The sequence below is a fragment of the Longispora albida DSM 44784 genome (genome assembly GCF_000379825.1).
In the GTDB taxonomy this organism is placed as follows: Bacteria; Actinomycetota; Actinomycetes; order Mycobacteriales; family Micromonosporaceae; genus Longispora; species Longispora albida.
The window spans coordinates 466696-489974 of record NZ_KB903834.1 but is presented as its reverse complement, the minus strand read 5'-3'; the positions used below and the strand labels follow the sequence as shown (position 1 = coordinate 489974).

Annotated in this window: 25 protein-coding genes; 16 read left to right on the top strand and 9 right to left on the bottom strand. The window is 69.9% G+C overall.

Going from position 1 to position 23279, the window contains the following annotated elements:
* Positions 1-27: 27 nt before the first annotated feature.
* Both serC and A3G1_RS0122820 read right to left on the bottom strand, forming a co-directional pair.
* Positions 28-1137 (bottom strand): phosphoserine transaminase, encoded by a 1110-nt coding sequence (serC, locus tag A3G1_RS0122825; RefSeq protein ID WP_018351816.1) that lies wholly within the window; start codon positions 1135-1137, stop codon positions 28-30.
* A 127-nt stretch (positions 1138-1264) separates the two neighbouring features.
* Positions 1265-2365 carry a citrate synthase 2 gene (locus A3G1_RS0122820; protein ID WP_026212417.1) on the bottom strand — a complete coding sequence of 367 codons (1101 nt, stop codon included), beginning with the start codon at positions 2363-2365 and terminating at the stop codon, positions 1265-1267.
* A 231-nt stretch (positions 2366-2596) separates the two neighbouring features.
* Between A3G1_RS0122820 and pdxH the strand changes: the two genes are divergently transcribed.
* The 3 genes from pdxH to A3G1_RS0122805 are packed head-to-tail and all read left to right on the top strand — an operon-like array spanning position 2597 to position 4460.
* Complete coding sequence (pdxH, locus tag A3G1_RS0122815; RefSeq protein ID WP_018351814.1) at positions 2597-3214, top strand: pyridoxamine 5'-phosphate oxidase; 618 nt, start codon at positions 2597-2599, stop codon at positions 3212-3214.
* Between the two features lie 50 nt (positions 3215-3264).
* Positions 3265-4170 (top strand): aldose 1-epimerase family protein, encoded by a 906-nt coding sequence (locus tag A3G1_RS0122810; RefSeq protein ID WP_018351813.1) that lies wholly within the window; start codon positions 3265-3267, stop codon positions 4168-4170.
* Positions 4167-4460 (top strand): type II toxin-antitoxin system VapB family antitoxin, encoded by a 294-nt coding sequence (locus tag A3G1_RS0122805; protein ID WP_018351812.1) that lies wholly within the window; start codon positions 4167-4169, stop codon positions 4458-4460. The genes A3G1_RS0122810 and A3G1_RS0122805 overlap by 4 nt, the downstream gene beginning before the upstream one ends.
* 5 nt (positions 4461-4465) lie before the next feature.
* Here the strand turns inward: A3G1_RS0122805 and A3G1_RS36305 are convergent, their stop codons facing one another.
* Positions 4466-5104, bottom strand: a complete 639-nt coding sequence (locus tag A3G1_RS36305; RefSeq protein WP_157641290.1) for a hypothetical protein — start codon at positions 5102-5104, stop codon at positions 4466-4468.
* A gap of 42 nt (positions 5105-5146) precedes the next feature.
* On the opposite strand from A3G1_RS36305, the gene A3G1_RS0122795 reads away from it, so the two are divergent.
* Complete coding sequence (locus A3G1_RS0122795; protein ID WP_026212416.1) at positions 5147-6307, top strand: acyl-CoA dehydrogenase family protein; 1161 nt, start codon at positions 5147-5149, stop codon at positions 6305-6307.
* Here A3G1_RS0122795 and A3G1_RS0122790 read toward each other — a convergent pair.
* Positions 6304-6588: a DUF202 domain-containing protein gene (locus tag A3G1_RS0122790; protein ID WP_018351809.1), complete on the bottom strand. Its 285-nt coding sequence runs from the start codon at positions 6586-6588 to the stop codon at positions 6304-6306. The genes A3G1_RS0122795 and A3G1_RS0122790 overlap by 4 nt on opposite strands.
* Positions 6585-6974 carry a YidH family protein gene (locus A3G1_RS0122785; RefSeq protein WP_018351808.1) on the bottom strand — a complete coding sequence of 130 codons (390 nt, stop codon included), beginning with the start codon at positions 6972-6974 and terminating at the stop codon, positions 6585-6587. Before A3G1_RS0122785 ends, A3G1_RS0122790 begins: the two co-directional genes overlap by 4 nt.
* 14 nt (positions 6975-6988) lie before the next feature.
* Between A3G1_RS0122785 and A3G1_RS0122780 the strand changes: the two genes are divergently transcribed.
* The 7 genes from A3G1_RS0122780 to A3G1_RS0122750 all read left to right on the top strand — a co-directional run bounded on the left by A3G1_RS0122780 (position 6989) and on the right by A3G1_RS0122750 (position 14782).
* A complete protein-coding gene (locus A3G1_RS0122780) occupies positions 6989-7891 on the top strand; it encodes a 2-hydroxyacid dehydrogenase (RefSeq protein WP_018351807.1) in 903 nt (300 codons plus the stop codon).
* A gap of 93 nt (positions 7892-7984) precedes the next feature.
* A complete protein-coding gene (locus tag A3G1_RS0122775) occupies positions 7985-9334 on the top strand; it encodes an L-serine ammonia-lyase (protein WP_018351806.1) in 1350 nt (449 codons plus the stop codon).
* A 50-nt stretch (positions 9335-9384) separates the two neighbouring features.
* Positions 9385-10620, top strand: a complete 1236-nt coding sequence (locus A3G1_RS0122770) for an ABC transporter ATP-binding protein (RefSeq protein WP_018351805.1) — start codon at positions 9385-9387, stop codon at positions 10618-10620.
* A 151-nt stretch (positions 10621-10771) separates the two neighbouring features.
* Complete coding sequence (locus A3G1_RS0122765; RefSeq protein WP_211216368.1) at positions 10772-13039, top strand: family 20 glycosylhydrolase; 2268 nt, start codon at positions 10772-10774, stop codon at positions 13037-13039.
* Positions 13040-13156: 117 nt separating this feature from the next.
* Entirely contained in the window at positions 13157-13573 is a 417-nt protein-coding gene (locus A3G1_RS0122760) for a hypothetical protein (RefSeq protein WP_018351803.1), read from the top strand.
* A gap of 5 nt (positions 13574-13578) precedes the next feature.
* Positions 13579-14100 carry a thiol-disulfide oxidoreductase DCC family protein gene (locus tag A3G1_RS36300; RefSeq protein ID WP_018351802.1) on the top strand — a complete coding sequence of 174 codons (522 nt, stop codon included), beginning with the start codon at positions 13579-13581 and terminating at the stop codon, positions 14098-14100.
* Positions 14072-14782, top strand: a complete 711-nt coding sequence (locus A3G1_RS0122750; protein ID WP_018351801.1) for a TetR/AcrR family transcriptional regulator — start codon at positions 14072-14074, stop codon at positions 14780-14782. Before A3G1_RS36300 ends, A3G1_RS0122750 begins: the two co-directional genes overlap by 29 nt.
* On the opposite strand, the gene A3G1_RS0122745 is transcribed toward A3G1_RS0122750, so the two are convergent.
* A complete protein-coding gene (locus A3G1_RS0122745) occupies positions 14779-15681 on the bottom strand; it encodes a LysR family transcriptional regulator (protein ID WP_018351800.1) in 903 nt (300 codons plus the stop codon). The two genes, A3G1_RS0122750 and A3G1_RS0122745, sit on opposite strands and share 4 nt — an antisense overlap.
* Before the next feature lie 161 nt (positions 15682-15842).
* Here A3G1_RS0122745 and A3G1_RS0122740 point away from each other — a divergent pair, with 161 nt between their 5' ends.
* Positions 15843-16184: a nuclear transport factor 2 family protein gene (locus tag A3G1_RS0122740; RefSeq protein ID WP_018351799.1), complete on the top strand. Its 342-nt coding sequence runs from the start codon at positions 15843-15845 to the stop codon at positions 16182-16184.
* 61 nt (positions 16185-16245) lie between these two features.
* On the opposite strand, the gene A3G1_RS0122735 is transcribed toward A3G1_RS0122740, so the two are convergent.
* The gene (locus A3G1_RS0122735; RefSeq protein ID WP_018351798.1) at positions 16246-16941 is read right to left on the bottom strand and encodes a DUF4097 family beta strand repeat-containing protein; all 696 of its coding nucleotides are present in this window, start codon (positions 16939-16941) and stop codon (positions 16246-16248) included.
* 294 nt (positions 16942-17235) lie between these two features.
* On the opposite strand from A3G1_RS0122735, the gene A3G1_RS36295 reads away from it, so the two are divergent.
* Both A3G1_RS36295 and A3G1_RS0122725 read left to right on the top strand, forming a co-directional pair.
* A complete protein-coding gene (locus A3G1_RS36295; protein WP_245563579.1) occupies positions 17236-17784 on the top strand; it encodes a copper resistance CopC family protein in 549 nt (182 codons plus the stop codon).
* Positions 17781-19802: a bifunctional copper resistance protein CopD/cytochrome c oxidase assembly protein gene (locus A3G1_RS0122725; protein WP_245563570.1), complete on the top strand. Its 2022-nt coding sequence runs from the start codon at positions 17781-17783 to the stop codon at positions 19800-19802. Before A3G1_RS36295 ends, A3G1_RS0122725 begins: the two co-directional genes overlap by 4 nt.
* A 241-nt stretch (positions 19803-20043) precedes the next feature.
* Here the strand turns inward: A3G1_RS0122725 and A3G1_RS36290 are convergent, their stop codons facing one another.
* A complete protein-coding gene (locus A3G1_RS36290) occupies positions 20044-21534 on the bottom strand; it encodes a M4 family metallopeptidase (protein ID WP_018351795.1) in 1491 nt (496 codons plus the stop codon).
* Positions 21535-21642: 108 nt separating this feature from the next.
* On the opposite strand from A3G1_RS36290, the gene A3G1_RS0122715 reads away from it, so the two are divergent.
* Positions 21643-22722, top strand: a complete 1080-nt coding sequence (locus A3G1_RS0122715; RefSeq protein ID WP_018351794.1) for a WD40/YVTN/BNR-like repeat-containing protein — start codon at positions 21643-21645, stop codon at positions 22720-22722.
* A 25-nt stretch (positions 22723-22747) separates the two neighbouring features.
* Positions 22748-23005 carry a MoaD/ThiS family protein gene (locus A3G1_RS0122710; RefSeq protein ID WP_245563569.1) on the top strand — a complete coding sequence of 86 codons (258 nt, stop codon included), beginning with the start codon at positions 22748-22750 and terminating at the stop codon, positions 23003-23005.
* 5 nt (positions 23006-23010) lie between these two features.
* Here the strand turns inward: A3G1_RS0122710 and A3G1_RS0122705 are convergent, their stop codons facing one another.
* On the bottom strand, positions 23011-23223 hold the full coding sequence (locus A3G1_RS0122705) for a PspC domain-containing protein (protein ID WP_018351792.1): 213 nt from the start codon (positions 23221-23223) through the stop codon (positions 23011-23013).
* Between the last annotated feature and the right edge of the window lie 56 nt (positions 23224-23279).

The following is a 23279-nucleotide window of genomic DNA, read 5'->3' as shown; positions in this document are numbered from 1 at the left end:
GCGCCGCGTGCCGCTGTGCAAGATTAATTACAGTTCAGAAAGGACAAAGTCAATGCAGCTGGTCAACGCGGCCACATCGGACGGATCGACGCTCGGGAAGAGGGCGATCCGGAGCTGGTTGCGGCCAAGCTTACGGTACGGCTCCGTGTCCACGATCCCGTTGGCCCGCAGCGCCTTGGCGATCGCCGCCGCGTCCACCGAGTCCGCGAAGTCGATCGTGGCGACCACGTTGGACCGCAGCGCCGGGTCGGTCACGTACGGCGTGGCCACGTCGGACGCCGCCGCCCAGTCGTAGAGCACCGCCGCCGACTCGGCCGTCCGCTTCGCGCACCAGTCGAGCCCGCCGTTCGCCACCATCCAGTCGGTCTGCTCGGCGGCGAGGAACACCGTCGACAGCGAGGGCGTGTTGTACGTCTGCTCCAGCCGGGACTGCTCGATGCAGGTCACCAGGTCCAGGAACGCCGGGATGTACCGCCCGCTCGCCTTGATCGCGAACGCCCGCTCGATCGCGGCCGGGGACATGATCGCGATCCACAGCCCGCCCTCGGAGCCGAAGCACTTCTGCGGGGCGAAGTAGTACACGTCGGTCTCGGCGATGTCGACCGCGAGGCCGCCGGCCGCCGACGTGGCGTCGACCAGCATCAGCGCGCCCGGATCGGCACCGGCCACCCGGGTCACCGGCACGGAGACGCCGGTCGAGGTCTCGTTCTGCGGGTAGCCGTAGACGTCCACGCCGGCCTCGGCGGTCAGTACGGGGGCGCTGCCCGGCTCGGACTTCTGCACGATCGGCTCAGCCAGGAACGGCGCGGCCTTCACCGAGGACACGAACTTGGCGCCGAACTCGCCGAACGAGGCGAACTTCGCCTTCTCCTGGACCAGGCCGAACGTGGCGACCTCCCAGAAGGCCGTGGTGCCGCCGTTGCCGATCACCACCTCGTACCCCTCGGGGAGGCTGAACAGCTCAGCCAGCCCGCGCCGGAGCCTGGCGACTTCGTTCTTCACGGTCTTCTGCCGGTGGGAGGTACCGAGGAAGGTGGGCGCTGCCGCGGCGAGCGCTGCCACAGCCTCGGGGCGGACCTTGGACGGGCCACAGCCGAACCGGCCGTCGGCGGGCTTGAGGTTCTCGGGAATGATCACGTGCGTGCCCTCTCGGGGTACCGAAGAATGATCTGCCCGGCGACGCTGCCGTTACCCACGACACTATCCAATGAAAAGGGGCCGCTGGAAAGCGGCCCCTTAACGGTGATTCAGTAAAGAGAGCTGTCTACCGGGCGATCTGGTCGAAGCCCTCGACGTCCTCCGGCTTGCGCGCGGCGGGGCCGACGTAGCGGGCCGCCGGGCGCACGATCCGGTTGAGCTTCTTCTGCTCCAGGATGTGCGCGGACCAGCCGGCCACCCGGGCGCAGGTGAACATCGAGGTGAACATGTGGGCCGGCACCTCGGCGAAGTCGAGGACGACCGCCGACCAGAACTCGACGTTGGTGGCGAGCACCCGGTCGGGCTTGCGGGCGTGCAGCTCGGCCAGAGCGGCCTTCTCCAGCGCCTCGGCGATCTCGAAGCGGGGCGCGCCCAGCTCCTTGGCCGTGCGGCGGAGCACGGCGGCACGCGGGTCCTCGGCCCGGTAGACCCGGTGGCCGAAGCCCATCAGCCGCTCGCCGCGGTCGAGGACACCCTTGACGTACGCCTCGGCGTTGCCGGACTTCTCCACGCCCTCCAGCATGTGCAGCACCCGGGAGGGCGCGCCGCCGTGCAGCGGGCCGGACAGGGCACCGATGCCGGACGAGATGCAGGCAGCGGCGTCGGCACCCGTGGAGGCCACGATCCGCGCCGTGAAGGTGGAGGCGTTCAGGCCGTGCTCGGCTGCCGAGATGAAGTACGCGTCGACGGCCTTCACGTGCCGCGGGTCCGGCTCGCCCCGCCAGCGCTTCATGAACCGCTCCACAATGGTGGCCGCGGTGTCGATCTCCTTCTGCGGTACGGCGGGCAGGCCGACGCCGCGCGCGGACTGCGCGACGAAGGACAGCGCGGTCACCGACACGCGCGCGAGGTCCTCGCGGGCCTGCTCGTCGCTGATGTCGAGCAGCTGCCCGAGGCCCCAGTACGGCGCGAGCATCGCCACGGCCGACTGCACGTCGACCCGGATGTCTCCCGAGTGGACCGGCACCGGGAACGGCTCGGCCGGCGGCAGGCCCGGCCCGAACTTCCCGTCGACCAGCAGCGCCCACACGTTCCCGAACGACACCCGCCCGATGAGGTCCTCGATGTCGACGCCGCGGTAACGCAGCGAGCCGCCTTCTCGGTTCGGTTCGGCGATCTCGGTCTCGAAGGCGACGACGCCCTCGAGGCCCGGCTTGAAGTCGGACATCTTCACTACTCCCAGGATCCGCACATCGTTGTCTGACGGAATCTCCGGTTGCGCGCCTCCGGCCCGAGACCTTGCGCCCGGTGATGCTTTGGCGACATCTTGGACCCTGGAAGGCCCTGGTGGGGGGAAACCACCCCGCAGTGTGGCGAGTGCCACCCTAAAACGGCCGAAGGGCCGATCCGCTGACAGGATATCTGTGTGAGAGACGACGTTGCGGTAAATCTGGCGGCCATGCGCCAGGAGTACGGAGATCTTCCGCTCGACGAGGCGGACCTCGCCGCCGACTGGACGGCCCAGTTCGCGGGCTGGCTGGAGATCGCCAGGCTGACCGTCGCCGAGCCCAACGCGATGGTGCTCGCGACAGCCTCGGCCGACGGGCGGCCCTCGGCGCGCTCGGTGCTCCTCAAGTCCTTCGACGCGCGCGGCCTCGTCTTCTTCACCAACTACCAGTCGCGCAAGGGGCAGGAACTCGCCGGCAACCCGAACGCCAGCCTGGTCTTCCCCTGGTACGAGGTGCACCGGCAGGTGGTGGTCTGCGGGCGGGCCGAGCGCGTGACCCGGGCCGAGACCGCCGAGTACTTCGCGGAGCGGCCGGTCGGCGCCCGGCTCGGCGCGTGGGCGTCGAAGCAGTCCGCGGTGCTGACCGGCGGGCGGGCCGAGCTGGTCACGGAGTGGGAGGCGGCCGCCGACAGGTACGGGGAGGAGGTGCCCGTGCCGGATCACTGGGGCGGGTACCGGATCGTGCCGGAGACGGTCGAGTTCTGGCAGGGGCGGCGGAGCAGGCTGCACGACCGGCTGAGGTACCGGCACTCGGCGGCCGGCTGGATCGTCGAGCGCCTTTCGCCGTAAGTTCAGTTGGGGGTTTTGTCTGGTGTGCTGAAGCGCTATGGTCGGCGGCTATGGAGTGGTCCATCGCGGCGGGCGCGCACCGGGCAGTGATTGCCCAGGTCGGCGGTGGCCTGCGCGGCTACTCCGCCGGCACAGAGGACTATGTGGACGGCTACGGCCCCGGCGACGTGGCTCCGGCCGCCGCCGGGCAGGTGCTCGCCCCATGGCCGAACCGGGTGCGGGACGGCCGGTACAGCTTCGGCGGCGTCTACCAGCAGCTGCCGCTCACCGAGCCCGACCACCACAACGCGATCCACGGGCTGGTCAACTGGGTGCCGTGGTACCTGGTCGACCAGGCGGCCGACGCGGTCACCGTGGGCTACGACCTGCCGCCGCAGCCCGGCTATCCCTTCGCGATCCGGCTGCGCACCCGGTGGTCGGTCGGCCCCGGCGGGCTGACCGCCGAGCACGAGGCCACCAACACCGGGGAGGACCCCGCGCCGTTCGGGCTGGGGAGCCATCCTTATCTCCGGATTCCCGGGGTCGCTGTGGACGATCTGGTACTCCAGCTGAGCATGGGCTCCCGCCTGCTGACCGACGGCCGCCTTCTGCCGATCGGCGCGGCCCGGGTCGGCGACAGCTCCTACGACTTCACCGCAGGCCGCAAGCTGGCCGGCGTCCGCCTCGACACCACTTTCGGCCTCCCGTCCCGCGACGGCGAGGGCCGCGTGCACGGCGTGCTCACCGCGCCGGACGGCCGGGCGGTCAGCCTGTGGGCCGGGGAGTCCTTCCGCTGGCTCCAGGTGTTCACCGCCGACGGGCTGCCCGGTGGCCGGGACCGGCGCGCGGTCGCGATCGAGCCGATGACCTGCCCGCCCGACGCGCTGCGCTCCGGGCGGGACCTGGTCACCATCGCGCCGGGCGAGAGCTGGCGGGGGACGTGGGGAATTGCGCCGGGCGATACGCTCAGTAGGTGATTTTCAAAGCGGTCCGCGATGGCAAGCCGTACCCGGAGCACGGCCTGACCCTCAAGGAGTGGGCCGACATCCCGCCACGCCCGGTCAGGCTCGACCAGCTCATCACCACCAAGCGTGAACTCGGCCTGGACCGGCTGCTCGCGGACGACTCCACCTTCTACGGCGACCTCTTCCCGCACGTGGTCCGGTTCGAGGGCGCGCTGTACCTGGAGGACGGCGTGCACCGGGCGCTGCGGGCCGCGCTCCAGCAGCGGACCACCATCCACGCCCGGGTGCTCGAGCTGAGCTGATCTCTCTAGCCGGCCGTCACCTGGATCTCGCGGCCGTCCTCGGGGTCTTCGCCGGCCCCGGCCGTCTTCGCCCGTACCTTCGCCATCGCCGGCAGGCTCGACAGCGCCGGCCCGGCGATCACCACGGCCGCGGTGAGCAGGACGATCGCGGCGAGCGCGGTGTAGCCACCGGTGGTGAGCGTGACCTCGACCTTCTCGACCGGTACCCGGTTCAGGCCGTCAGGGCTCGGGCCGGAGTCCAGGTTGAGCTGGTCAGCGATCATCATCTTCATCGCGAAGAGCGTGGCGATCGCGTACAGGCCGGTACCGGCGGCGGCCAGCCGGGCGGCGATGTTGAGCCTCCCGGTGCTGACCAGGGCGGTGATCAGCAGGGCCGCCAGGGCGAACAGCGAGGTCAGGTACCCGTAGCCGCTGGTCAGGGACGTCTCGCCGAAGAAGCTCATGCCCCGGCCGATGTCGCCGACGTCCTCGCCGCCGCGCTTCACCGAGTACTCGTCGAGGAACTTGGTGGCGATCGCCGCGATCACGGCCAGCCCGGCCAGGGCGGACGAGATGACCAGGCGCGGCCCGGACACCGGCCGCGCGGGGGCCGCCCCGGGGTCGTCGTCCGTCGATATTGCCTGGTGGAAGGGTGCAGTCGTCATACCCGGCAATGATGCCCTAAGTTGGGCCTCATGACCGACCGGGTGACTCCGCAGGAACTTCTGGCCCTCGATTCCCTCCTCACCGCCGAGGAGGCTGCCTTCGCGGACAGCGTCCGCCGGCTCGTGGGTGACGTCGTGCGGCCGCACGTCGCGCAGTGGTACGAAACGGGCGTCACGCCGGTCCGTGACCTGGCCAGGGAGCTGGGCAAGCTCGGCCTGCTCGGCGCGCACCTCACCGGCTACGGCTGCGCCGGCGTCTCCGCGGTCGCCTACGGCCTGTCCTGCCTGGAGCTGGAGGCCGGTGACTCCGGCGTCCGCAGCCTGGTCAGCGTGCAGGGCTCGCTGGCGATGTACGCGATCTGGAAGTACGGCTCCGAGGAGCAGAAGCAGGAGTGGCTGCCCCGGATGGCGGCTGGCGAGGCGATCGGCTGCTTCGGCCTGACCGAGCCCGACCACGGCTCCGACCCGGCCGGCATGACCACGCGCGCGGTCCGCGACGGCGACGACTGGCTGCTCACCGGTACGAAGATGTGGATCACCAACGCTCCGGTCGCCGAGCTGGCCGTGGTCTGGGCGAAGGTCGACCAGGGCGTCACCGGCTTCGTCGTGCCGCTGGACCTGCCCGGCGTGACCGTCAACGAGATCCACAACAAGCTCTCGCTGCGCGCGTCGGCAACCGGTGAGCTGGTCTTCGACCGGGTCCGGCTGCCCGCCAGCGCCCAGCTGCCCGAGGCTCGCGGGCTCAAGGCCCCGCTGTCCTGCCTGACCGAGGCCCGCTACGGCATCGTGTGGGGCGCGCTGGGTGCAGCCCGTGACTGCCTGGAGACGGCGATCGACTACACCACGACGCGTACCCAGTTCGGCCGCCCGCTGGCCGGCTTCCAGCTCACCCAGGCCAAGCTGGCCGACCTGACGCTGGAGTACCAGAAGGGCTGGCTGCTCGCCCACCACCTCGGCAGGCTCGCCGACTCCGGCCAGCTCAAGCCGGAGCAGGTCAGCGTCGGCAAGCTCAACAACGTCCGCGAGGCGATCGCCATCGCGCGTACCTGCCGGACGATGCTCGGCGCGAACGGGATCTCCGGCGAGTACCCGATCATGCGGCACGCGAACAACCTGGAGAGCGTGCTGACCTACGAGGGCACCAGCGAGGTCCACCAGCTGGTGATCGGACAGAAGCTGACCGGCCTGTCGGCTTTCGCTTAGAACAAGGACAGCAAACCCAGAAGAGCCATCGTCAGTACCGCGCCGGCGGCCAGCAGGGCCGTCGGCCGGTGTAGCCGGTCGGGGCGGGGGCTGGCCAGGCTCAGGATGCGCCAGTGCGCGACGCGCAGCAGGGCCAGCCACGTGACGACGGCAGCCGCGACGAGGAGCGGCCTGGAAGCCCCCAGCAGCACGACCACCGCTCCCGTGAGGACGGTGCGCCGCCATGCCAGCCGGGTTCGTTCCGGCTGGAGCCCGGCGTCGCGTACCAGCCCGGGGCTCATCTGCTCAGGCCGCCGGCCAGGACCAGCACGATCAGGCCCAGCGCTCCGGCACCGACCACGAGCGCCAGCACCGCTGGGAACCGCTGGGCCGGCAGGTCGGCCCCCGAGCGCATCGCCCGCTCGCACCGGATCCAGTGGTCGACCGCCCGGATCGCGCACACCGCGCCCAGGACGAGCAGGACGACGGCGACGACCGTCCGCAGGTACGGGGCTTTCGGCGTGTCGACGAACTGGGCCACGGCCAGCCCGCCGCCGGTCAGGGCGAGGGCCGTGCGCAGCCAGGCGAGGAAGGTCCGCTCGTTGGCGAGGGAGAACCGGTAGTCGGGTGTGTCGCCCGTCTCACGGACTTCGTGCGGGTCGAACCACTGCCTGAACTCTCGGAACACCCCATCATTGTCCCGTGCGCTATCTGATCTCGCTCCCCGAGGCCGCAGCTGACCTGTCCGACCTCGCTCCCGGCATGTACGACGGCGACGTGCCACTGCCCAGCCAGGCCGAACTCGACGAGGTGGAGTTCTACGCCCTGCCGTACGGCTTCAAGCCGGAGACCGTCGCGCACATCGCGAGGATGCCCCGGCTGCGCGTGGTGCAGGCGCTGACGGCCGGGTACGAGCACGTGCTGCCCCACCTCCGCGAGGGCCTGACCCTGGCCAACGCGAAGGGCGTGCACGACGCGTCGACGGCGGAGCTGGCCCTGGCGTTGACCCTGGCTGCCCAGCGGAACATCGCCGGGTACGTCAGGGCCGGCGACCGGGGGGAGTGGGCCAAGGACTGGCGGCCCTCGCTGGCCGACGCGAACGTGCTGATCGTCGGGTACGGCTCGATCGGCGAGGCCATCGAGCGGCGGCTGGCCGGCTTCGAGGTCAACGTGCGCCGGGTGGCCCGTACCGCCCGGCCCGGCGTCGAGCCGATCTCCGAGATCGCCGGCATCCTGCCCTGGGCCGACGTCGTCATCCTGATCACGCCGCTGACCGAGGAGACCCGTGGCCTGGCCGGCAAGGAGTTCCTGGCGTCGATGCGTACCGGGGCGCTCCTGGTGAACGTGGCGCGCGGGCCAGTCGTGGACACGGACGCACTCGTGGCCGAGCTGGAGTCCGGCCGGCTGCGCGCGGCCCTCGACGTGACCGACCCGGAACCGCTCCCGGCCGGCCACCCGCTGTGGCGCGCGCCGAACGTTCTGATCAGCCCGCACGTCGGGGGCCTCACCTCAGCCTTCGTGCCGAGAGCCCGGAAGCTGGTCGTGGCACAGGCCCGCCGGTACGAGGCCGGAGAACCCCTGGTCAACGTCGTGTGGCCGGCGTGATCTCGGCGTTACTTTTGGGGTAGCGGACCAGGCGGCCCGTACGCTGGCCCGGTGGGGCAACGGCGCCCTCGGTGCTAGGGAAGTGGGACAGCGGTGATCAGCGTCTTTGACCTGTTCAAGGTGGGTATCGGCCCTTCGTCGTCGCATACGGTCGGCCCGATGCGCGCGGCCCGGACGTTCGTGTCCGGCCTGAAGGGTGATGGCCTGCTCGCCGACGTCGCCGTGGTCGACTCCCAGCTGTTCGGTTCGCTGGGCGCGACGGGTCACGGTCACGGCTCCGACAAGGCAGTCCTTCTGGGCCTGGCGGGCGAGGCGCCGGAGACCGTCGACACGCATACCGCTGACCAGCGGGTCTCCGTGATCAAGTCCGAGGGCCGGGTGTGGCTGCTGGGCGTCCACGAGGCCAGGTTCGAGCTGACGCTGCACCGGCGCCGTTCCCTGCCGCTGCACCCGAACGGGATGACGTTCACCGCGTACAACCCGGCCGGGGAGCAGATCCGGACCCGGACGTACTACTCGGTGGGCGGCGGGTTCGTCGTCGACGAGAACTCCGGTCAGCTCAAGGAAGACGACACCCAGGTCACGTACCCGTTCAAGACGGGTGCTGAGCTGCTGGAGCTGACCCGCTCGACCGGCAAGAGCATCTCGGACATCATGCTGGCGAACGAGCTGGCGTGGCGTTCCGAGGCGGATGTGCGCGAGGGGCTGCTGCACATCTGGCAGGTCATGCGGGACTGCGTGACCGCTGGCTGCGAGGCGGAGGGCATCCTCCCGGGCGGCCTGAAGGTGCGCCGGCGTGCCGCTGAGCTGAAGCGGCAGATGGAGTCCGAGCATTTCGGCACGGACCCGCTGCGCGTCATGGACTGGGTGACACTGTTCGCTCTCGCCGTGAACGAGGAAAACGCGGCCGGCGGGCGGGTGGTGACGGCTCCGACGAATGGTGCTGCGGGCATTGTGCCGGCGGTGCTGCACTATTACTGGCGGTTTGTTCCGGGCGCGAGTGATGACGGGATCGTGCGTTTCCTGTTGACGGCTGCCGCTGTCGGCGTGCTGTTCAAGGAGAACGCGTCGATCTCGGGTGCCGAGGTGGGCTGCCAGGGCGAGGTGGGTTCCGCGTCGTCGATGGCGGCCGCTGGCCTGGCTGAGGTGCTGGGCGGTTCGCCGGCGCAGGTGGAGAACGCCGCTGAGATCGCGATGGAGCACAACCTCGGCCTGACCTGCGACCCGATCGGCGGCCTGGTGCAGATCCCGTGCATCGAGCGCAACGCGGTCGCCTCGATCAAGGCGATCACGGCGGCGCGCCTGGCGCTGCGCGGCGACGGGGACCATTTCGTGTCGCTCGACAAGGTCATCAAGACCATGCGGGAAACCGGCGCGGACATGAAAATCAAGTACAAGGAAACCGCACGAGGCGGACTAGCTGTAAACGTTATTGAGTGTTGATATCCGTTCGGGGGATGGCCGGACTGTGACGCCCGTCGCACAGTGACGGGATGTCGACGGTTGGCCTGAAATCGATCACCAAGACTTTCCCGGACGGCACCATCGCCGTCGACAACGTCAGCCTGGACGTCCGCGACGGCGAAGTGCTCGTGCTGCTCGGCCCGTCCGGCTGCGGCAAGTCCACCCTGCTGCGGATCGTGGCCGGGCTGGAGGACCCGACGTCCGGCGAGCTCTTCATCGACGGGGCCCCGGCCAGTGACCTGCCGCCCCGGGAACGCCAGGTCGCGATGGTCTTCCAGGACTACGCGCTCTACCCGCACCTCACCGTCGCTGGCAACATGTCCTTCCCGCTCCAGCTGGCCGGTGTCGACCCGGCCGAGCAGGCCGAGCGGGTGGCGGGTGTGGCCAGCGCGCTCGGCATCGGCGAGCTGCTGCACCGCAAGCCGCACCAGCTGTCGGGCGGGCAGCGGCAGCGGGTGGCGATGGGCCGGGCGATCGTACGGCGGCCCCGGTTGTTCCTGATGGACGAGCCACTGTCGAGCCTGGACAGTGGCCTGCGGGCCGAGCTGCGGGCCGAGATCTCCGCGATGGTCAGGGAACTGGGCATCACCACGCTCTACGTCACCCACGACCAGGCCGAGGCGCTGACCGTGGCCGACCGGGTCGCGATCCTGCGCCGTGGGGTGCTCCAGGATCTCGGTACGCCGTCGGAGGTCTACAGCCGTCCGGCCACCATGTACGTCGCGGCCCTGCTCGGCACCCCGAAGATCAACCTGCTGGAGGCCGTGGTCCACGCGCACCTCGACAGCCGGGTCGCGCTCCGGATCGGCGAGCAGGAACTCGACGTGCCCTGGGCCGACCACCGGGCGCGCGCCCTGGCCAGGTACCACGGGGAGCGGATCGTGGTCGGCATCCGCTCGGAGGCGCTGACGCCGGTCGCCGAAGGCCCAGTGGGGGCGACGCTGCGCGGCCGGGTCCGGTACGTCGAGCACCACGGGCACGAGACCCTCGCGTACCTCGACATCGGAGCCTTCGCCGTGCAGGCCGACGACCCGGGTGGCCCGGCGGTGATGCCGCAGCCGAAGCGCTGGTGGCAGCGGCGGGCCGCGCAGGTTTCGACGCCTGCCGAGCCCGGCCGTCACCAGCGCAAGCCGGCGGAGCTGGCCGTCCGGCTCGCCGCGTACCCGGCGCTGGTGACCGGCGAGCCGATGACGATCGGGGTCGCCCTCGGCCAGCTGCACTTCTTCGACTGGTCGGGTACCCGGATTGATTCGGGCTGGCGATGAACATGAATCTTGCTCGATAGGTACCCGGATCGTGCGCGGGGTGCGTCTCCCGTGCGCGGAATCTGATCAGATCCGTCGATGTCTTGTTCTTGACCATTGACGTTCGTAGCATCCCCGCAACGCGCAACTTCGTGCACGCAGGGAGGCTCACGTGGCTCAGGTGCGGACTTTGGCAGGAGTGGCGGCGGCGGTGCTCGCCGCAGGGCTGCTGGCGATCGGTGGTGCTCCGGCGCAGGCGGCGGCCGGTCCACCGCAGACGATTCCGGCGCTGCAACAGTGGACGGCCGGCACGGGCAGCTACACGTTCGGGGCTGGCAGCCGGATCGTTGTCGATCCCGCGTACAACGCTGCCCTGGCCGGCGACGCGGCGGTGTTCGCCGAGGATCTGGGCGCGCTGGCTGGCCGGACGATCACGGTCGTGCAGGGCAGCCCGGCGGCCGGCGACATCGCGCTGACGCTCGGCGGCACGGACACCGACGAGGGTTACACGATGACGGCCGGTTCCTCGGTGACCATCAAGGCCAAGACCAGCGCCGGGGCCTTCTACGGCACGCGGACCGTGTTGCAGCTGCTCAAGCAGGGGCCGGCGATCCCGGCCGGCACGGCGCGTGACTGGCCGGTGAAGAGCGAGCGCGGCCTGATGATCGACCAGGGCCGGAAGTTCTTCACCGTCGAGTGGGTCACCAAGCACATCCGCGAGCTGGCGTATCTCAAGCTCAACACCTTCCACTTCCACCTGTCGGACACGTTCGGCTTCCGGCTGGAGAGCGCCAGCCACCCGGAGGTGGTCTCGGCCCAGCACTACACGAAGGCCCAGATCAGCGAGCTGGTCACCCTCGCTGCGAAGTACCACATCACGGTGGTACCCGAGATCGACATGCCCGGTCACATGAACGCGATCCTCGCCTCGCACCCCGAGCTGCAACTCGACAAGACCAACGGCACCAGGGATCCGTACTATCTGGACCTCGCCGAGCCGGGCGCCTACACGCTCGCCCAGGACCTGATCACCGAGTACCTGCCGTTGTTCCCGGCGAAGTACTGGCATGTCGGGGCTGACGAGTACGTGACGGACTACAACCAGTACCCGCAGCTGCTCAGCTACGCCCGCAGCCACTACGGGCAGAACGCGACGGCGAAGGACACGTACTACGGCTTCATCAACTGGGTGAACGACCTCGTCCGCGCGCGAGGCAAGACGCTGCGCATGTGGAACGACGGCATCAAAGCCGGCGACGGCACGATCCAGCCGGCCTCCAACATCCTCGTCGAGTACTGGTACTCCTACGGCCTCACGCCCCAGCAGCTCCTCGACCGTGGCCACACCATCGCGAACGAGTCGTGGACCCCGACGTACTACGTCCTCGGCGGCGCGAAGCCCGACACCCGCTGGATGTACGAGACGTGGACGCCCGACCGCTTCGAGGGCGGCCAGTCGGTCGCTACACCGGCCCGCAACCTCGGTTCCCTGATCCACGTGTGGTGCGACAGCCCGAACGCGGAGACTGAGGACCAGGTCGCGGCCGGGATCAGGTACCCGCTGCGCGGCCTGGCCCAGCAGACGTGGGGCTCGCCGAAGCTCGTCGCCGCCTACTCGGACTTCACGCCGATCGCCGACCGGATCGGCCGCGCGCCCGGCTGGCCTGCCTCGGGCAACCCGGGCAACCTCGCGCTCGGCAAGCCGGTAACCGTGTCGTCGACGGAGACGGCGAACTTCCCGGGATCGTCCGCCGTGGACGGTGATCCCGGTACGCGCTGGTCTTCGGGTTACGCCGACCCGTCGTGGATCCGGGTGGACCTGGGCTCCGCCCAGCAGATCAGCCGGGTCGTGCTGCGGTGGGAGGCGGCCTTTGGGCGCGGGTACAAAATCGAGGTTTCGAACGACGGCACGACCTGGACGCCCGTCTTCACGACGACCACCGGAGACGGCGGGGTCGACGACCTGGCAGTGAGCGGAACCGGTCGTTACGTGCGGATGTACGGCACCGCGCGCGGCACGAGCTGGGGCTACTCGCTCTACGAGTTCGAGGTCTACGGCGGAGCTTCGTCCACTGTGTACCAGGTGACGACCGCCGGCGGGAAGGCGCTCGACAACCCGGCGAGTTCGCAGACCGCAGGCACCCAGCTCATCACGTGGACCGCGCACGGCGGCGCGAACCAGCAGTGGCGTTTCACGGCGCAGGCGGACGGCTCGTTCACGCTCACGAACGGCTCGTCTGGCATGTGCGCCGACCTGAGCGGCACGAACGTCGTGCAGAACCCGTGCACGGCTGCGGCGAGCCAGAAGTGGCGCGTGGCGAACGGTGTCATCACGGCCAGCACTGGTCTCGTGCTCACGTCGGCATCCACATCGGACGGTGCGAAGGTCACCGTCGCCGCCGACACCGGCTCGGCTCTCCAGCGCTGGACCCTGAACTGATCCGAGTGTGACGCACGTCGCTGGACGGGGACTTGAACGTGTTCAACTGATGGACCTACGCTGTGCTCGCACGGCTATTGAACACGTTCAAGTAGCCACTTGTCCAGGGAGAGTGTCATGGCATCAGACCAGCTCAGCATCGTCGCCTACAGCGCGTACCTCGTGATCAGCATCGGGCTCACCGTCTGGGTGGCCCGGACGCTGAGCAAGGCGGGCAAGGTCTTCCTCGTCGATGTCTTCCACGGCAACACCGAGCTGAGCGCCGCGGTCAACCACCTGCTCGTCGTCGGGTTCTACCTGCTCAACCTCGGCTTCGTCGCGCTGTTCATGACCACGGAGGAGCCGCTGTCGTCATCGCGGGCCGTCTTCGAGCTGGTCGCGATGAAGATCGGCATCGTGCTCCTGGTCCTCGGCGCGCTGCACATGCTGAACCTGTACATCCTCAACAAGTTCCGCAGGCGCAGCGCGCTCGAAGGCCAGCAGAACCCGCCGGTCCCGCCCCAGTTCGTCACCCGCGTCCTGCCGCAGGGCTGAGTGACATGCGCCAGCTCACGGTTCTCTACGACGCGTACTGCCCCTTCTGCTCGAAGGTGAAGGCGTGGCTGGCCGTCCAGCCGCAGCTCGTCCCGCTGGAGTTCCTCGCGGCGGCCTCGGAGGAAGCCCAGCGCCGGTACCCGGACCTCGATCCGGCCGCCACCCTGCGCGACGTCACCGTGGTCGCCGACGACGGCTCCGTCTACACCGGGCCGGCAGCGTGGGTGACGATCCTGTGGGCGCTCCGCGAGTACCGGGCCAAGTCAATCACGCTGGCCAAGCCCGGCATGGCCCCGTTCGCCAGGGCCGCCGTCGCGACCGCCAGCAAGATCCGGGCCGTGACGGCCCCGCCCCGGCCGGGGTCCGGCATCCAGCGGCCGCCGGTACCCGCGCTCGTCGTGAACACCCCGCCCCGGCATCTCAACCTGCCGGACCTGCCCAGGCCGCAGCCGCGCGGCCCGGGCAGGGGACCGGAACCGGACGGATACGGTAGAGCCTGTGACGACGACCGGTGCGGTGGAGAGTAAGGGCGCGGCGACCCGGGCACTGATCCTGGAGACGGCGATGCGGCTGTTCCAGGAGCGTGGGTACGGCAAGACGACGATGCGGGCGATCGCGGAAGCGGCCGGCGTGTCCGTTGGCAACGCGTACTACTACTTCTCGTCCAAGGAACAGCTCATCCAGGGCTTCTACGACCGGCTCCAGCAGGAGCACGCCGAAGCCGCCCGCCAGGTCCTCGCGAACGAGACGGACCTGGCCCGGCGGCTCGGTGGCGTCCTGCACGCCTGGCTGGACGTCGCGGAGCCCTACCACCAGTTCGCCGCGCAGTTCTTCATCAACGCCGCCGATCCGGCCAGCCCGCTGAGCCCGTTCTCCGAGGACTCGGAGGCGTCACGGGAGGCGAGCATCCGGATCCACGCCGACGCGGTACACGGCGCGGCGACGAAGATGGACCCGCAGCTCCTGGAGGTCCTCCCGGAGCTGGCCTGGCTGGGGAACATGGGCCTGTGCCTCTTCTGGGTGCACGACCGCTCGGAGGGCCGGACGCAGAGCCACAAGCTCGTCGACCGGTGCGTGCCGGTGGCGGCCCGCCTGATCAAGATGAGCAGGTACCCGATCGCCAAGACCCTGATCCGCGAGGTCGCCGACGTGGCCGTCGAGTTCGGCATCACCCGCCGGACGGGTTACACGAAGCCGCGCAGCAGCTAGGACTGCCCCGCGATGATCAGCCGGAGTTCGGCGATCAGGCGGGCCACCAGCGGTTCCTGGGCGCGGCCGGTCCAGACGACGGCCAGCTCGAAGGGCTCGGCGCCGGTGACCGGTACCCAGGCGACCCCCGGAGCCGGTGCCCACCGGGCGATCGGCTCGGGCGCCAGCCACACGCCCTTGCCGCGCGCGACGAGGAACAGGCACTCCTCGATCTGCGCCACGGCTGGGCCGGGCGTCGCCGGTTCGCCGCCGGGGCGCGGGTCCGCCGTCCAGTGCCGCTCGGCCTCGGGGGACACGAAGATGTCGGGCCGGATGACCGGCTCGCCGGCCAGGTCGGCGAGCGACACCGAGGCGCGGCCAGCGAGCGGGTGCTGAGCTGGCAGGGCGACGACCCGGTCGTCCGTGCGGATCACCGCGTGGTGCAGCCCGGCCTCGCTCACCGGCAGCCACATGAAGGCCACGTCGGCGGTACCGGCGTTGAGCAGGTCCAGCTCGTCGCGCTGGGTACGGACACTGGACAGCTCGACCGTCAACCCCGGTACGGCAGCCTCCATCGCGTCGGCGACCTCGGCGGCGAACAGCGAGGTGGAGTACGGGCAGCAGGCCAGGGTGAGCGTGCCGGACTGCTGGCGGGCGGCGTGGCGTACCCGGCCGGACAGCCCGGCCAGGTCGGTGAGCACCGTCTTGCCCCCGGCGGCCAGCTCGTCGCCGGCCGGCGTGAGCAGCACACCCCGTGACGTGCGGACGAGCAGGCAGACCCGCAGGGCCCGTTCGAGCTGCTGGATGTGCCCGGACACCGCCTGTTGTGTCAGGTGCAGCCGGGCCGCGGCGCGCGTGATGTTCTGCTCCTGCGCGACCGCGACGAAGGACTCCAGGTGCCTCACGTCAATGTCGACCATGGAGTCACCGTACAAGGCCGGTGTGGCGGGGCCCGGCCACAAGCGGGGGCTGTGGCAGCACTCAGGATTCTTTGTTTCCGCTGGCAGTGCCCTTCGAGGCACGATTCTTGCCGCCCTCACCGCGCTGCTCATCGGTTGCGGCAACACTGAAGGAGTACGGCATGCCCGACGCGGCGATCGACATCATGCACCGATTCAACGAGGCGTTCCTGCGCCACGACCCCGCGATCCTGGCGGGCCTCGTGGCCGAGGACTGCGTCATCGAGAACACCGACGGCACCCGGCACGCCGGGCGCGCGGCCTGCCTGGCCCTGTGGTCGGGCATCGCGGGCGCCGCCGACACCGAGTTCGAACCCGAGGAGGTCTGGGCCGCCGGTGACCGTGCGGTCATCCGCTGGCGGCTGCGCTGGGGCCCCGGCCTGGCGGAGTCCTTCCGTGGCGTCAACCTGATGCGGGTACGCGACGGCCTGATCGTCGAGGCGATGGGCTACGTCAAGGGCTGACCCCGTGCGCACACGAACCGGCCCGCCGTACCGAGTACGGCGGGCCGGTTCACGCTTGGTGTCAGGTTGTGCGGACCTCGACCTCGCCGGCGTTGGTGACGGCGCGGATCTTGTGCGGGGAGGAGGAGTCGACGCCGACGGTCACCTCGCGGCGGCCGGCGTCGGTGCTGGCGTCCACCGAGTACTTGACGGTGCCCGGGAGTTTGATGGCGACCCGGCCGGCCTTGGTCTCGGCGTCCACCGAGTCCGGCACGGCGGCGAAGAAGGCCTCCACCTCGCCAGCCTGGCTGCGCAGCTTGACCTTCTTGCTGGTCAGGCTGGTCAGCTCGATCTGGCCGGCGTCGGTGGACATGTCGAGGTCACCGCTGAGCCCGCTGGCCTGGATCTCGCCGGCGTCCGTCTTCAGGGTCACGGCCAGGGTGGCCGGGATCCGGATCTCGTAGTCGATCGAGCAGTTGAGGCCGAGCCCGCTGCACCCGTGGTCGACGAGCTTGAGGATGCCGTCCTCGACCTTGTGGCTGGCTGTCGGCTTCTTCGAGCCGTACTTGATGGTCTCCTTGACCTTGATCGGCCCGTCGCCGGTGCTGATCACGACCTTGCCGGCGTCGCCGGTGAAGTCGAGCTTGGTGACCTTGTCGGTGATCTCGTACGCCGTCTCGATCCGGTTGCTGTCCCAGTCCGCGAGGTCGCAGCCGGAGAGCAGGCCCGCCGCGAGGAGGCCGGTCGCCGTGGCCACGAGGATGCTCCGCTTCGTCATGGGCACCAGCCTGCCCGCCCGGCCCGGCCCGGGGTATCGGGACTCACCCGGAGATCTACCCTGAGTGCCCCCGGGTTACCCCGACAGGCTTTTTGATCTTGATCTGGTGCGAGGTGGCCCGGTGTGGGCGGCGAGGCGAAGGCGCAGAGAACCCGGCATACCGGTGTTGTATGCCGGGTTCTCTGCAACGCGCGCATCGTCGTCCACACCGGGTCGGCACAACCCAGGCTGGAGTTGGCTGGCAGGGATAGGCGAGTATTACTCCCGGCCATTCATACGAGAGGTTACGTGATCATGAAGCGTGCGCTGGTCGTCTCCGCTCTCGCCGCGGCTGGGGTGCTGGCCTTCGCGGCCCCCGCCGCCGCGCACAGCAGCCTGAACAGCACGAATCCCACGGACGGGGCGACGATCACCACGCCGATCTCCGACGTGAAGCTGCGGTTCAACGAGCCGGTCGACGGCCGGTTCAGCACGGTCGCCGTCAATGGCCCGGGCGGCGTCTCCTACAGCACCGGCAAGCTGACCGTCACCGACACCGAGGTCAGCCAGCCGGTGAAGCCGCTGAAGGCCGGCAAGTACGACGTCGCCTGGCGGGTGGTGTCCGCCGACGGGCACCCGATCAGTGGCACGTTCACCTTCACCGCGGATGTCTTGGCCGCGCCCGCTGCCGTGCCCGGTGACCCTGAGCCCAGCGACGGCCCGGTCAAGCCGGTGAAGAAGGAGAAGGAGGACAGCTACGCCGCTTCCGGCTGGCTGTGGTGGGCCGCCGGGGGTGGCGCACTTCTCGCGATCGGTGCCCTGGTCTTCGTGCTCCTGCGCGGCAGGAGCAAAGTAGCTGCGTGAGATTGCGGAACACCGTCGCCGCCGGCGCCGTCGGGCTCCTGGTCCTTTTCCTGGTACTCCGGACGAGCGGCGCGGTCACCGGCCGGTCACCGGCCGGCCTGCCCTCGGCTGGTGACCTGGTTACCTACGGCCTGCCGGTCAGCCGGGTACTGCTCGACGTCCTGGGCGCGCTGACAGCCGGCTTCGCGGTCGGTGCGGCCTTCCTGACCCCGGGCAAGGACCGGACGGTCGGGCCGGAGGGGTACCAGCTCGTCCGGCTCGCGGGCTGGACGGCGCTCGGCTGGACGGCGGCAGCCCTGGCCCTCGCCGTCTTCACGCTGGCCGACTTCCTGGCGCAGCCGGTGTCGCAGCTCAGCTTCCCGATGGTGTGGAACTTCGTCACCAGCGTGGACCTGGGCAAGGCCTACGGGCTCCAGATCCTCGGGGCCGGCCTGCTCGCCATCGCGTGCCGCTTCGTCCTCTCCCGTACGGGTGCCGCGCTGCTCGCCGTCGGTGCGGTCATGACGGCACTCCCGCCGGCGTTCACCGGTCACGCGGCCGGTGCCGGTAACCACCAGGTCGCGGTGACCAGCATGGCCCTGCACGTGGCCGGCGCGGTGCTGTGGCTCGGCGGGCTCGCCGCGCTGATGGTCATCAAGCGCAGTGCGGTGCTCGGGGTGGCGGCTCGCCGGTACAGCCAAATGGCTTTTGGGGCTTTTGTTCTGGTGCTGTTGTCGGGTGTCACGAACGCGGCCGTGCGGCTCGGCACCTGGGACGCGCTGTGGGGCACGAACTACGGGCGGCTCGTGCTGCTGAAGACGGCCGGGCTGGTCGTGCTCGGCGCGTTCGGCGTGGTACACCGCCGGGTGACGCTGCGCCGCCTCGATGGTGAACCCGGCTTGTTCCGGCGGCTGGCGGCCGGTGAGATCTTCGTCTTAGCCGCCGTCTTCGCCCTCGCCGTCGGCCTGGGCCGGACGCCGACCCCGGTGCCGGTCAACCCCTCGGACCCCGACCGGGTCACCGACCTGCTCGGCTTCCCGATGCCGCCGGAGCCGGACCTGCGCGCGCTCTTCGGCGGCTTCCTGCCGGACCTGTTCTTCCTGGCCCTGGTGGCCTGCGCCATCGGCTACTACGCCGCGGGAGTCTGGCGGCTGCGCCGCTCGGGTGTCGCCTGGCCCTGGCACCGGACGGTCAGCTGGGTGCTCGGCTGGCTGATCCTCGGCGCGATCACCAACCTCGGCCTGGCCAAGTACGCGTACGTGCTGTTCAGCGCGCACATGATGCAGCACATGATCCTGTCGATGCTGGTGCCGATCCTGCTCGTCCTCGGCGCGCCGATGACGCTGGCCCTGCGTGCGCTGAAGCCATCACCGGGGGACCGGGGCGCGCGGGAGTGGCTGGTCCTGGCCCTGCACAGCCGGGTACTGCGGCTGTTCACGCATCCGGTCGTCGCGCTCGCCATCTTCGTGGCCAGCCTCTACGCGCTTTACTTCAGCCCGCTCTTCGCCGTGCTGATGCGCAGCCACCTGGGCCACCTGGCGATGCTGACCCACTTCATCCTCGCCGGCTACCTGTTCTTCTGGGTGATCGTCGGCGTCGACCCCGGCCGGCGTCCCGTCTCGCACCCGGTGCTGATCATCATCCACTTCGGAGGGATGATCTTCCACGCCTTCTTCGGCGTGATCCTGCTCCAGGCGAAGATCCTGGTCGCCGACGACTGGTTCAGTATCGTCCGCCCGCCGTGGCTGACCGATCCGGCCGCAGACCAGCATCTCGGGGCCGGTATCACGTGGAGCTTCGGCGAGATCCCGAGCGCGATCGTCTTCGTGATCCTGGTGCTCCAGTGGATCCGGGCCGACGAGCGCGAGCAGCGCCGCCTCGACCGGGCGGCCGACCGTGCGGCGGCGAGCGGGGAGGAAGACGAGTGGATGCGCTACAACGAGTATCTGAAGCGGCTGTCCGTTGAATCCACCGAACCGGCAGGGTCTGCGTCGCCTGCCGGCCCAGTGGTACAACGAAGTATCGACGGTCCTGCATGAAGAGCAACCCAAGGTAACCTTAAGACTTGCTCAAGGGCGTTCACGTCCAGTGTGAACACCGAGTCATAGATCGTTATCTAGCAGGGATTGCGGGGGTGTCCCTTGTGGATACTCGGTGGTGTTCACCCTGGCTGCGGCGCCACTCCGGCCATGCTGGACGCGTCACGTGGTGACGCACCGGGGTCACGGTCCGGTGTCGCGATCACTGGACAGCGAGTCGTCACATAATCACGGTGCGTAGCTATACGGTCAGCGTGACATCGTCGATGACGAAGCTGGTCTGGAGCGAGACGTCCTCCGTGGACACGAACCTGACGGCCAGCGGGCCAGCCCCGGCCGTGACCGGGTAGGTGACCTTCTGGAACGCGGCCCCGGCGTTCAGGTTGCTGAACGTGCCGAGCTGGGTGGTGCCCGCGTAGACGGTCAGCCGGTCGTAGGCGACGGTGGTCGTCTTCTCCGCCGTGTCGATCCGCAGCCAGAACGTGAGCGTCGCCGGAGTGCCAGGGAAGGTCACGCTCTGGGTGAGCGTCTCGGTACCGGTCACGCCGTCGCCGCCCAGCCAGGCCTTCCAGGTACCCGAGAGCGCCGGGCGGCTGGCGGAGTTCGTGACGACGCCTGCGGTACCGGTCCACGCCGTCGCGCCGGCCTCGAAGGTGCCGTTGCCGATCAGGTTGTCGCAGGAGGCGTCGTTGCCGGCCACCTTCACCGACGTCCACGCCGCCTGGACCGCCCGGTACTCGGTGGAGCAGCGGCCGTACAGGTCCGCGGCGGCGTTCAGCGTCGCGTTCCGCGCGTTGCTGCCCGTGCTCACGTACCTCGTGTTGGAGGTGAAGTAGAAGTCGAGCGCCCGGTACCAGATCCTCTCGGCCTTGGCCCGCCCGATTCCGGTCACCGGGGGCGCGCCGGCGCACGCGGGGGAGAGCGAGCCGTTGCCCTCGGCGAGGTTGTAGAAGAAGTGGTTGCCGACGCCGGAGGAGTAGTGCACGTCGACGCTCTGCGTGCTGGTCGACCAGCAGCCGTGCGAGGACCCGTCCAGCGGCGGGTTGTACATGTACCGCAGCGGCGTGCCGTTGCCGAAGATGTCGACCTTCTCGCCGATCAGGTAGTCCGGCTGGTCACCGGGACTGTTCGCGCTGTACTCGACCATCGTGCCGAAGATGTCGCTGGTCGCCTCGTTCAGCCCGCCGGACTCTCCCGAGTAGGTCAGGCCGCCCGCGACCATGTGCTCGGTGTACCCGTGAGCCAGCTCGTGGCCGATGATGTCGAGCGAGGTCAGCGCCTTGCCGTCCGAGCCGATGGTGACGAGCAGCTTCGTGCCGTCCCAGGTCGCGTTGCCCGCCGTGCCGTTGCGCAGGCAGATCGTCACGCCCTTGCCGTCGGCGGCCATCCCGGCGCGGCCGTGCGTGTTCTTGAAGTAGTCCCAGGTCTTGGTCAGGGCGTACATCGCGTCGACGGCGATGCTCTCGAAGCCGCCGCCGAAGACCGGGTCGGGGCTGACGATCGGGGAGCCGGTGCCGGTGCGGCAGTCGAGCACCTTGTTGTTGCCCCGGGTGGGGTCGGTCAGCTCGTACTGGAGGTCCGGGCGCTGGTTCGCCGGCAGGGACACGGAGCCGTTGTACGTGCCCTGGCCGGTGACGGTCGCGGGGCCGAGGGTGGCCGACGCGGCGGCCGGCTGTGCTGGGGCCGCGAGGACGGCCAGCAGGGTACAGGCGATGAGGGGTTGGAGTTTCATGCACGTAAATATAGATGAGCATGATGGCATCGTGCCGACGTTCCGACACGTGTTCTAGCGGGGCGCAACCAGCCGCGAGTTCGGTGTGGCGCAGGTCATACTGTCGGCATGACAGTGCTGCTCGCGATCGGTACCGGGAAAGGGCTCTTCCTCGCGTTCAGCGAGGACGACCGGCGCAGCTGGGAGATCTCCGGCCCGCACTTCCCGATGACCGCCGTCTACTCCGTGATGATCGACCGGCGGCGGGGCGCACCCCGGCTGCTGGCCGGCGTGACCAGCTCGCACTTCGGCCCGAGCGTGATGACCAGCGACGACCTGGGCGTCTCCTGGGAGGAGCCGGACGCGGCCCCGATCGCCTTCCCCGCCGACACCGGCACCACCCTCGAACGGGTCTGGCAGCTGGCCCCCGGCACCGAGCCGAACGTCGTCTACGCCGGCACCCAGCCGTCGGCGCTGTTCAGATCCGCCGACGGCGGCGTCACGTACGAGCTGGTCCGGCCGCTGTGGGACCACCCGCACCGTCCACAGTGGGGCGCGGGCTTCGGCGGCCAGGCCATCCACACCATCCTGCCCCACCCGCACGACGCGAACTCGATCCTCGTCGCGATGTCGACCGGCGGCGTCTACCGGACAGCCGACGGCGGCGAGTCCTGGGAGCCGGGCAACAAGGGCATCAAGGCGTACTTCCTGCCCGACCCGTGGCCGGAGTTCGGCCAGTGCGTGCACAAGGTCTCCCGGCACCCGTCCCGGCCGGAGCAGCTCTTCGCCCAGAACCACCACGGCGTGTACCGCTCGGAGGACGGCGGGTCCAGCTGGGAGTCGATCGCGGAGGGCCTGCCCAGCGACTTCGGCTTCGCGATGGTCAACCACCCGCACCGGCCCGGCGTGATCTACGCGTACCCGCTGGAGGCCGACGGCAAGCGCTGGCCGCCCGGGTACCGCTGCCAGGTCTTCCGCTCGGAGGACGCCGGCGCGACCTGGCAGCCGCTGCACGAGGGCCTGCCGTCCGACGACCACTACGGCACGGTGCTGCGCGACGCGATGTGCTGCGACGACGCCCCCGTCGCCGGCGTCTACTTCGGCACCCGCAACGGCGAGGTGTACGGCAGCCGCGACGAGGGCGGCCACTGGCAGCTCATCGCCTCGCACCTGCCGGACGTGGTCTGCGTACGGGCAGCGGCATGGTGAGTACGACCCGGGGGGATGACCAGTGGTGACGATCCTGATTCCGGGAGTGCTGCGGACCGAGGCCGGCGGCGCGGCGCGCCTGCCGGCCGACCCCGGGTCGCTGGCCGAGATCTTCGCGGCGCTCGCCCGCTCGCACCCCCGGCTGGAGCGCCGGATCCGCGACGAGAGCGGCCGGATCCGGCGCTACGTGAACGTGTACGTGGACGGCGAACCGGCCGGGCTCGACACCCTGGCCCCCGACGGGGCGGAGATCCAGGTACTGCCGTCGGTGGCCGGGGGCTGAGGCTCTTAGTAGCCGCGGTCCGGCATGAAGAGCCAGAGGGCCAGGTAGATGAGGAACTGGGGGCCGGGCAGCAGGCAGGACAGCAGGAAGAGGAGCCGCACGGTGCCGTGCTTCATACCGAACCGGTCGGCGATCCCGGCGCACACTCCGCCGATCATCCGACCCGACCGCGGCCGGGTGAACCTGCTGGTGCTGGACTGGCTGAATGTCGTCGTCATGTCATCAACGATCCGCTGCGCTCGGCCCTTCGGCATCGGTGACGGACCCTGAGTTG

What these genes read in the sequence shown, in the direction of transcription:
- A3G1_RS0122820 (WP_026212417.1), bottom strand. Translation starts at nt 2,365, where the DNA reads ATGTCCGACTTCAAGCCGGGCCTCGAGGGCGTCGTCGCCTTCGAGACC.
- pdxH (WP_018351814.1), top strand. Translation starts at nt 2,597, where the DNA reads ATGCGCCAGGAGTACGGAGATCTTCCGCTCGACGAGGCGGACCTCGCC.
- A3G1_RS0122810 (WP_018351813.1), top strand. Translation starts at nt 3,265, where the DNA reads ATGGAGTGGTCCATCGCGGCGGGCGCGCACCGGGCAGTGATTGCCCAG.
- A3G1_RS36305 (WP_157641290.1), bottom strand. Translation starts at nt 5,104, where the DNA reads ATGACGACTGCACCCTTCCACCAGGCAATATCGACGGACGACGACCCC.
- A3G1_RS0122790 (WP_018351809.1), bottom strand. Translation starts at nt 6,588, where the DNA reads ATGAGCCCCGGGCTGGTACGCGACGCCGGGCTCCAGCCGGAACGAACC.
- A3G1_RS0122770 (WP_018351805.1), top strand. Translation starts at nt 9,385, where the DNA reads ATGTCGACGGTTGGCCTGAAATCGATCACCAAGACTTTCCCGGACGGC.
- A3G1_RS0122760 (WP_018351803.1), top strand. Translation starts at nt 13,157, where the DNA reads ATGGCATCAGACCAGCTCAGCATCGTCGCCTACAGCGCGTACCTCGTG.
- A3G1_RS36300 (WP_018351802.1), top strand. Translation starts at nt 13,579, where the DNA reads ATGCGCCAGCTCACGGTTCTCTACGACGCGTACTGCCCCTTCTGCTCG.
- A3G1_RS0122745 (WP_018351800.1), bottom strand. Translation starts at nt 15,681, where the DNA reads ATGGTCGACATTGACGTGAGGCACCTGGAGTCCTTCGTCGCGGTCGCG.
- A3G1_RS0122740 (WP_018351799.1), top strand. Translation starts at nt 15,843, where the DNA reads ATGCCCGACGCGGCGATCGACATCATGCACCGATTCAACGAGGCGTTC.
- A3G1_RS0122735 (WP_018351798.1), bottom strand. Translation starts at nt 16,941, where the DNA reads ATGACGAAGCGGAGCATCCTCGTGGCCACGGCGACCGGCCTCCTCGCG.
- A3G1_RS36295 (WP_245563579.1), top strand. Translation starts at nt 17,236, where the DNA reads ATGAAGCGTGCGCTGGTCGTCTCCGCTCTCGCCGCGGCTGGGGTGCTG.
- A3G1_RS36290 (WP_018351795.1), bottom strand. Translation starts at nt 21,534, where the DNA reads ATGAAACTCCAACCCCTCATCGCCTGTACCCTGCTGGCCGTCCTCGCG.
- A3G1_RS0122715 (WP_018351794.1), top strand. Translation starts at nt 21,643, where the DNA reads ATGACAGTGCTGCTCGCGATCGGTACCGGGAAAGGGCTCTTCCTCGCG.
- A3G1_RS0122705 (WP_018351792.1), bottom strand. Translation starts at nt 23,223, where the DNA reads ATGACGACGACATTCAGCCAGTCCAGCACCAGCAGGTTCACCCGGCCG.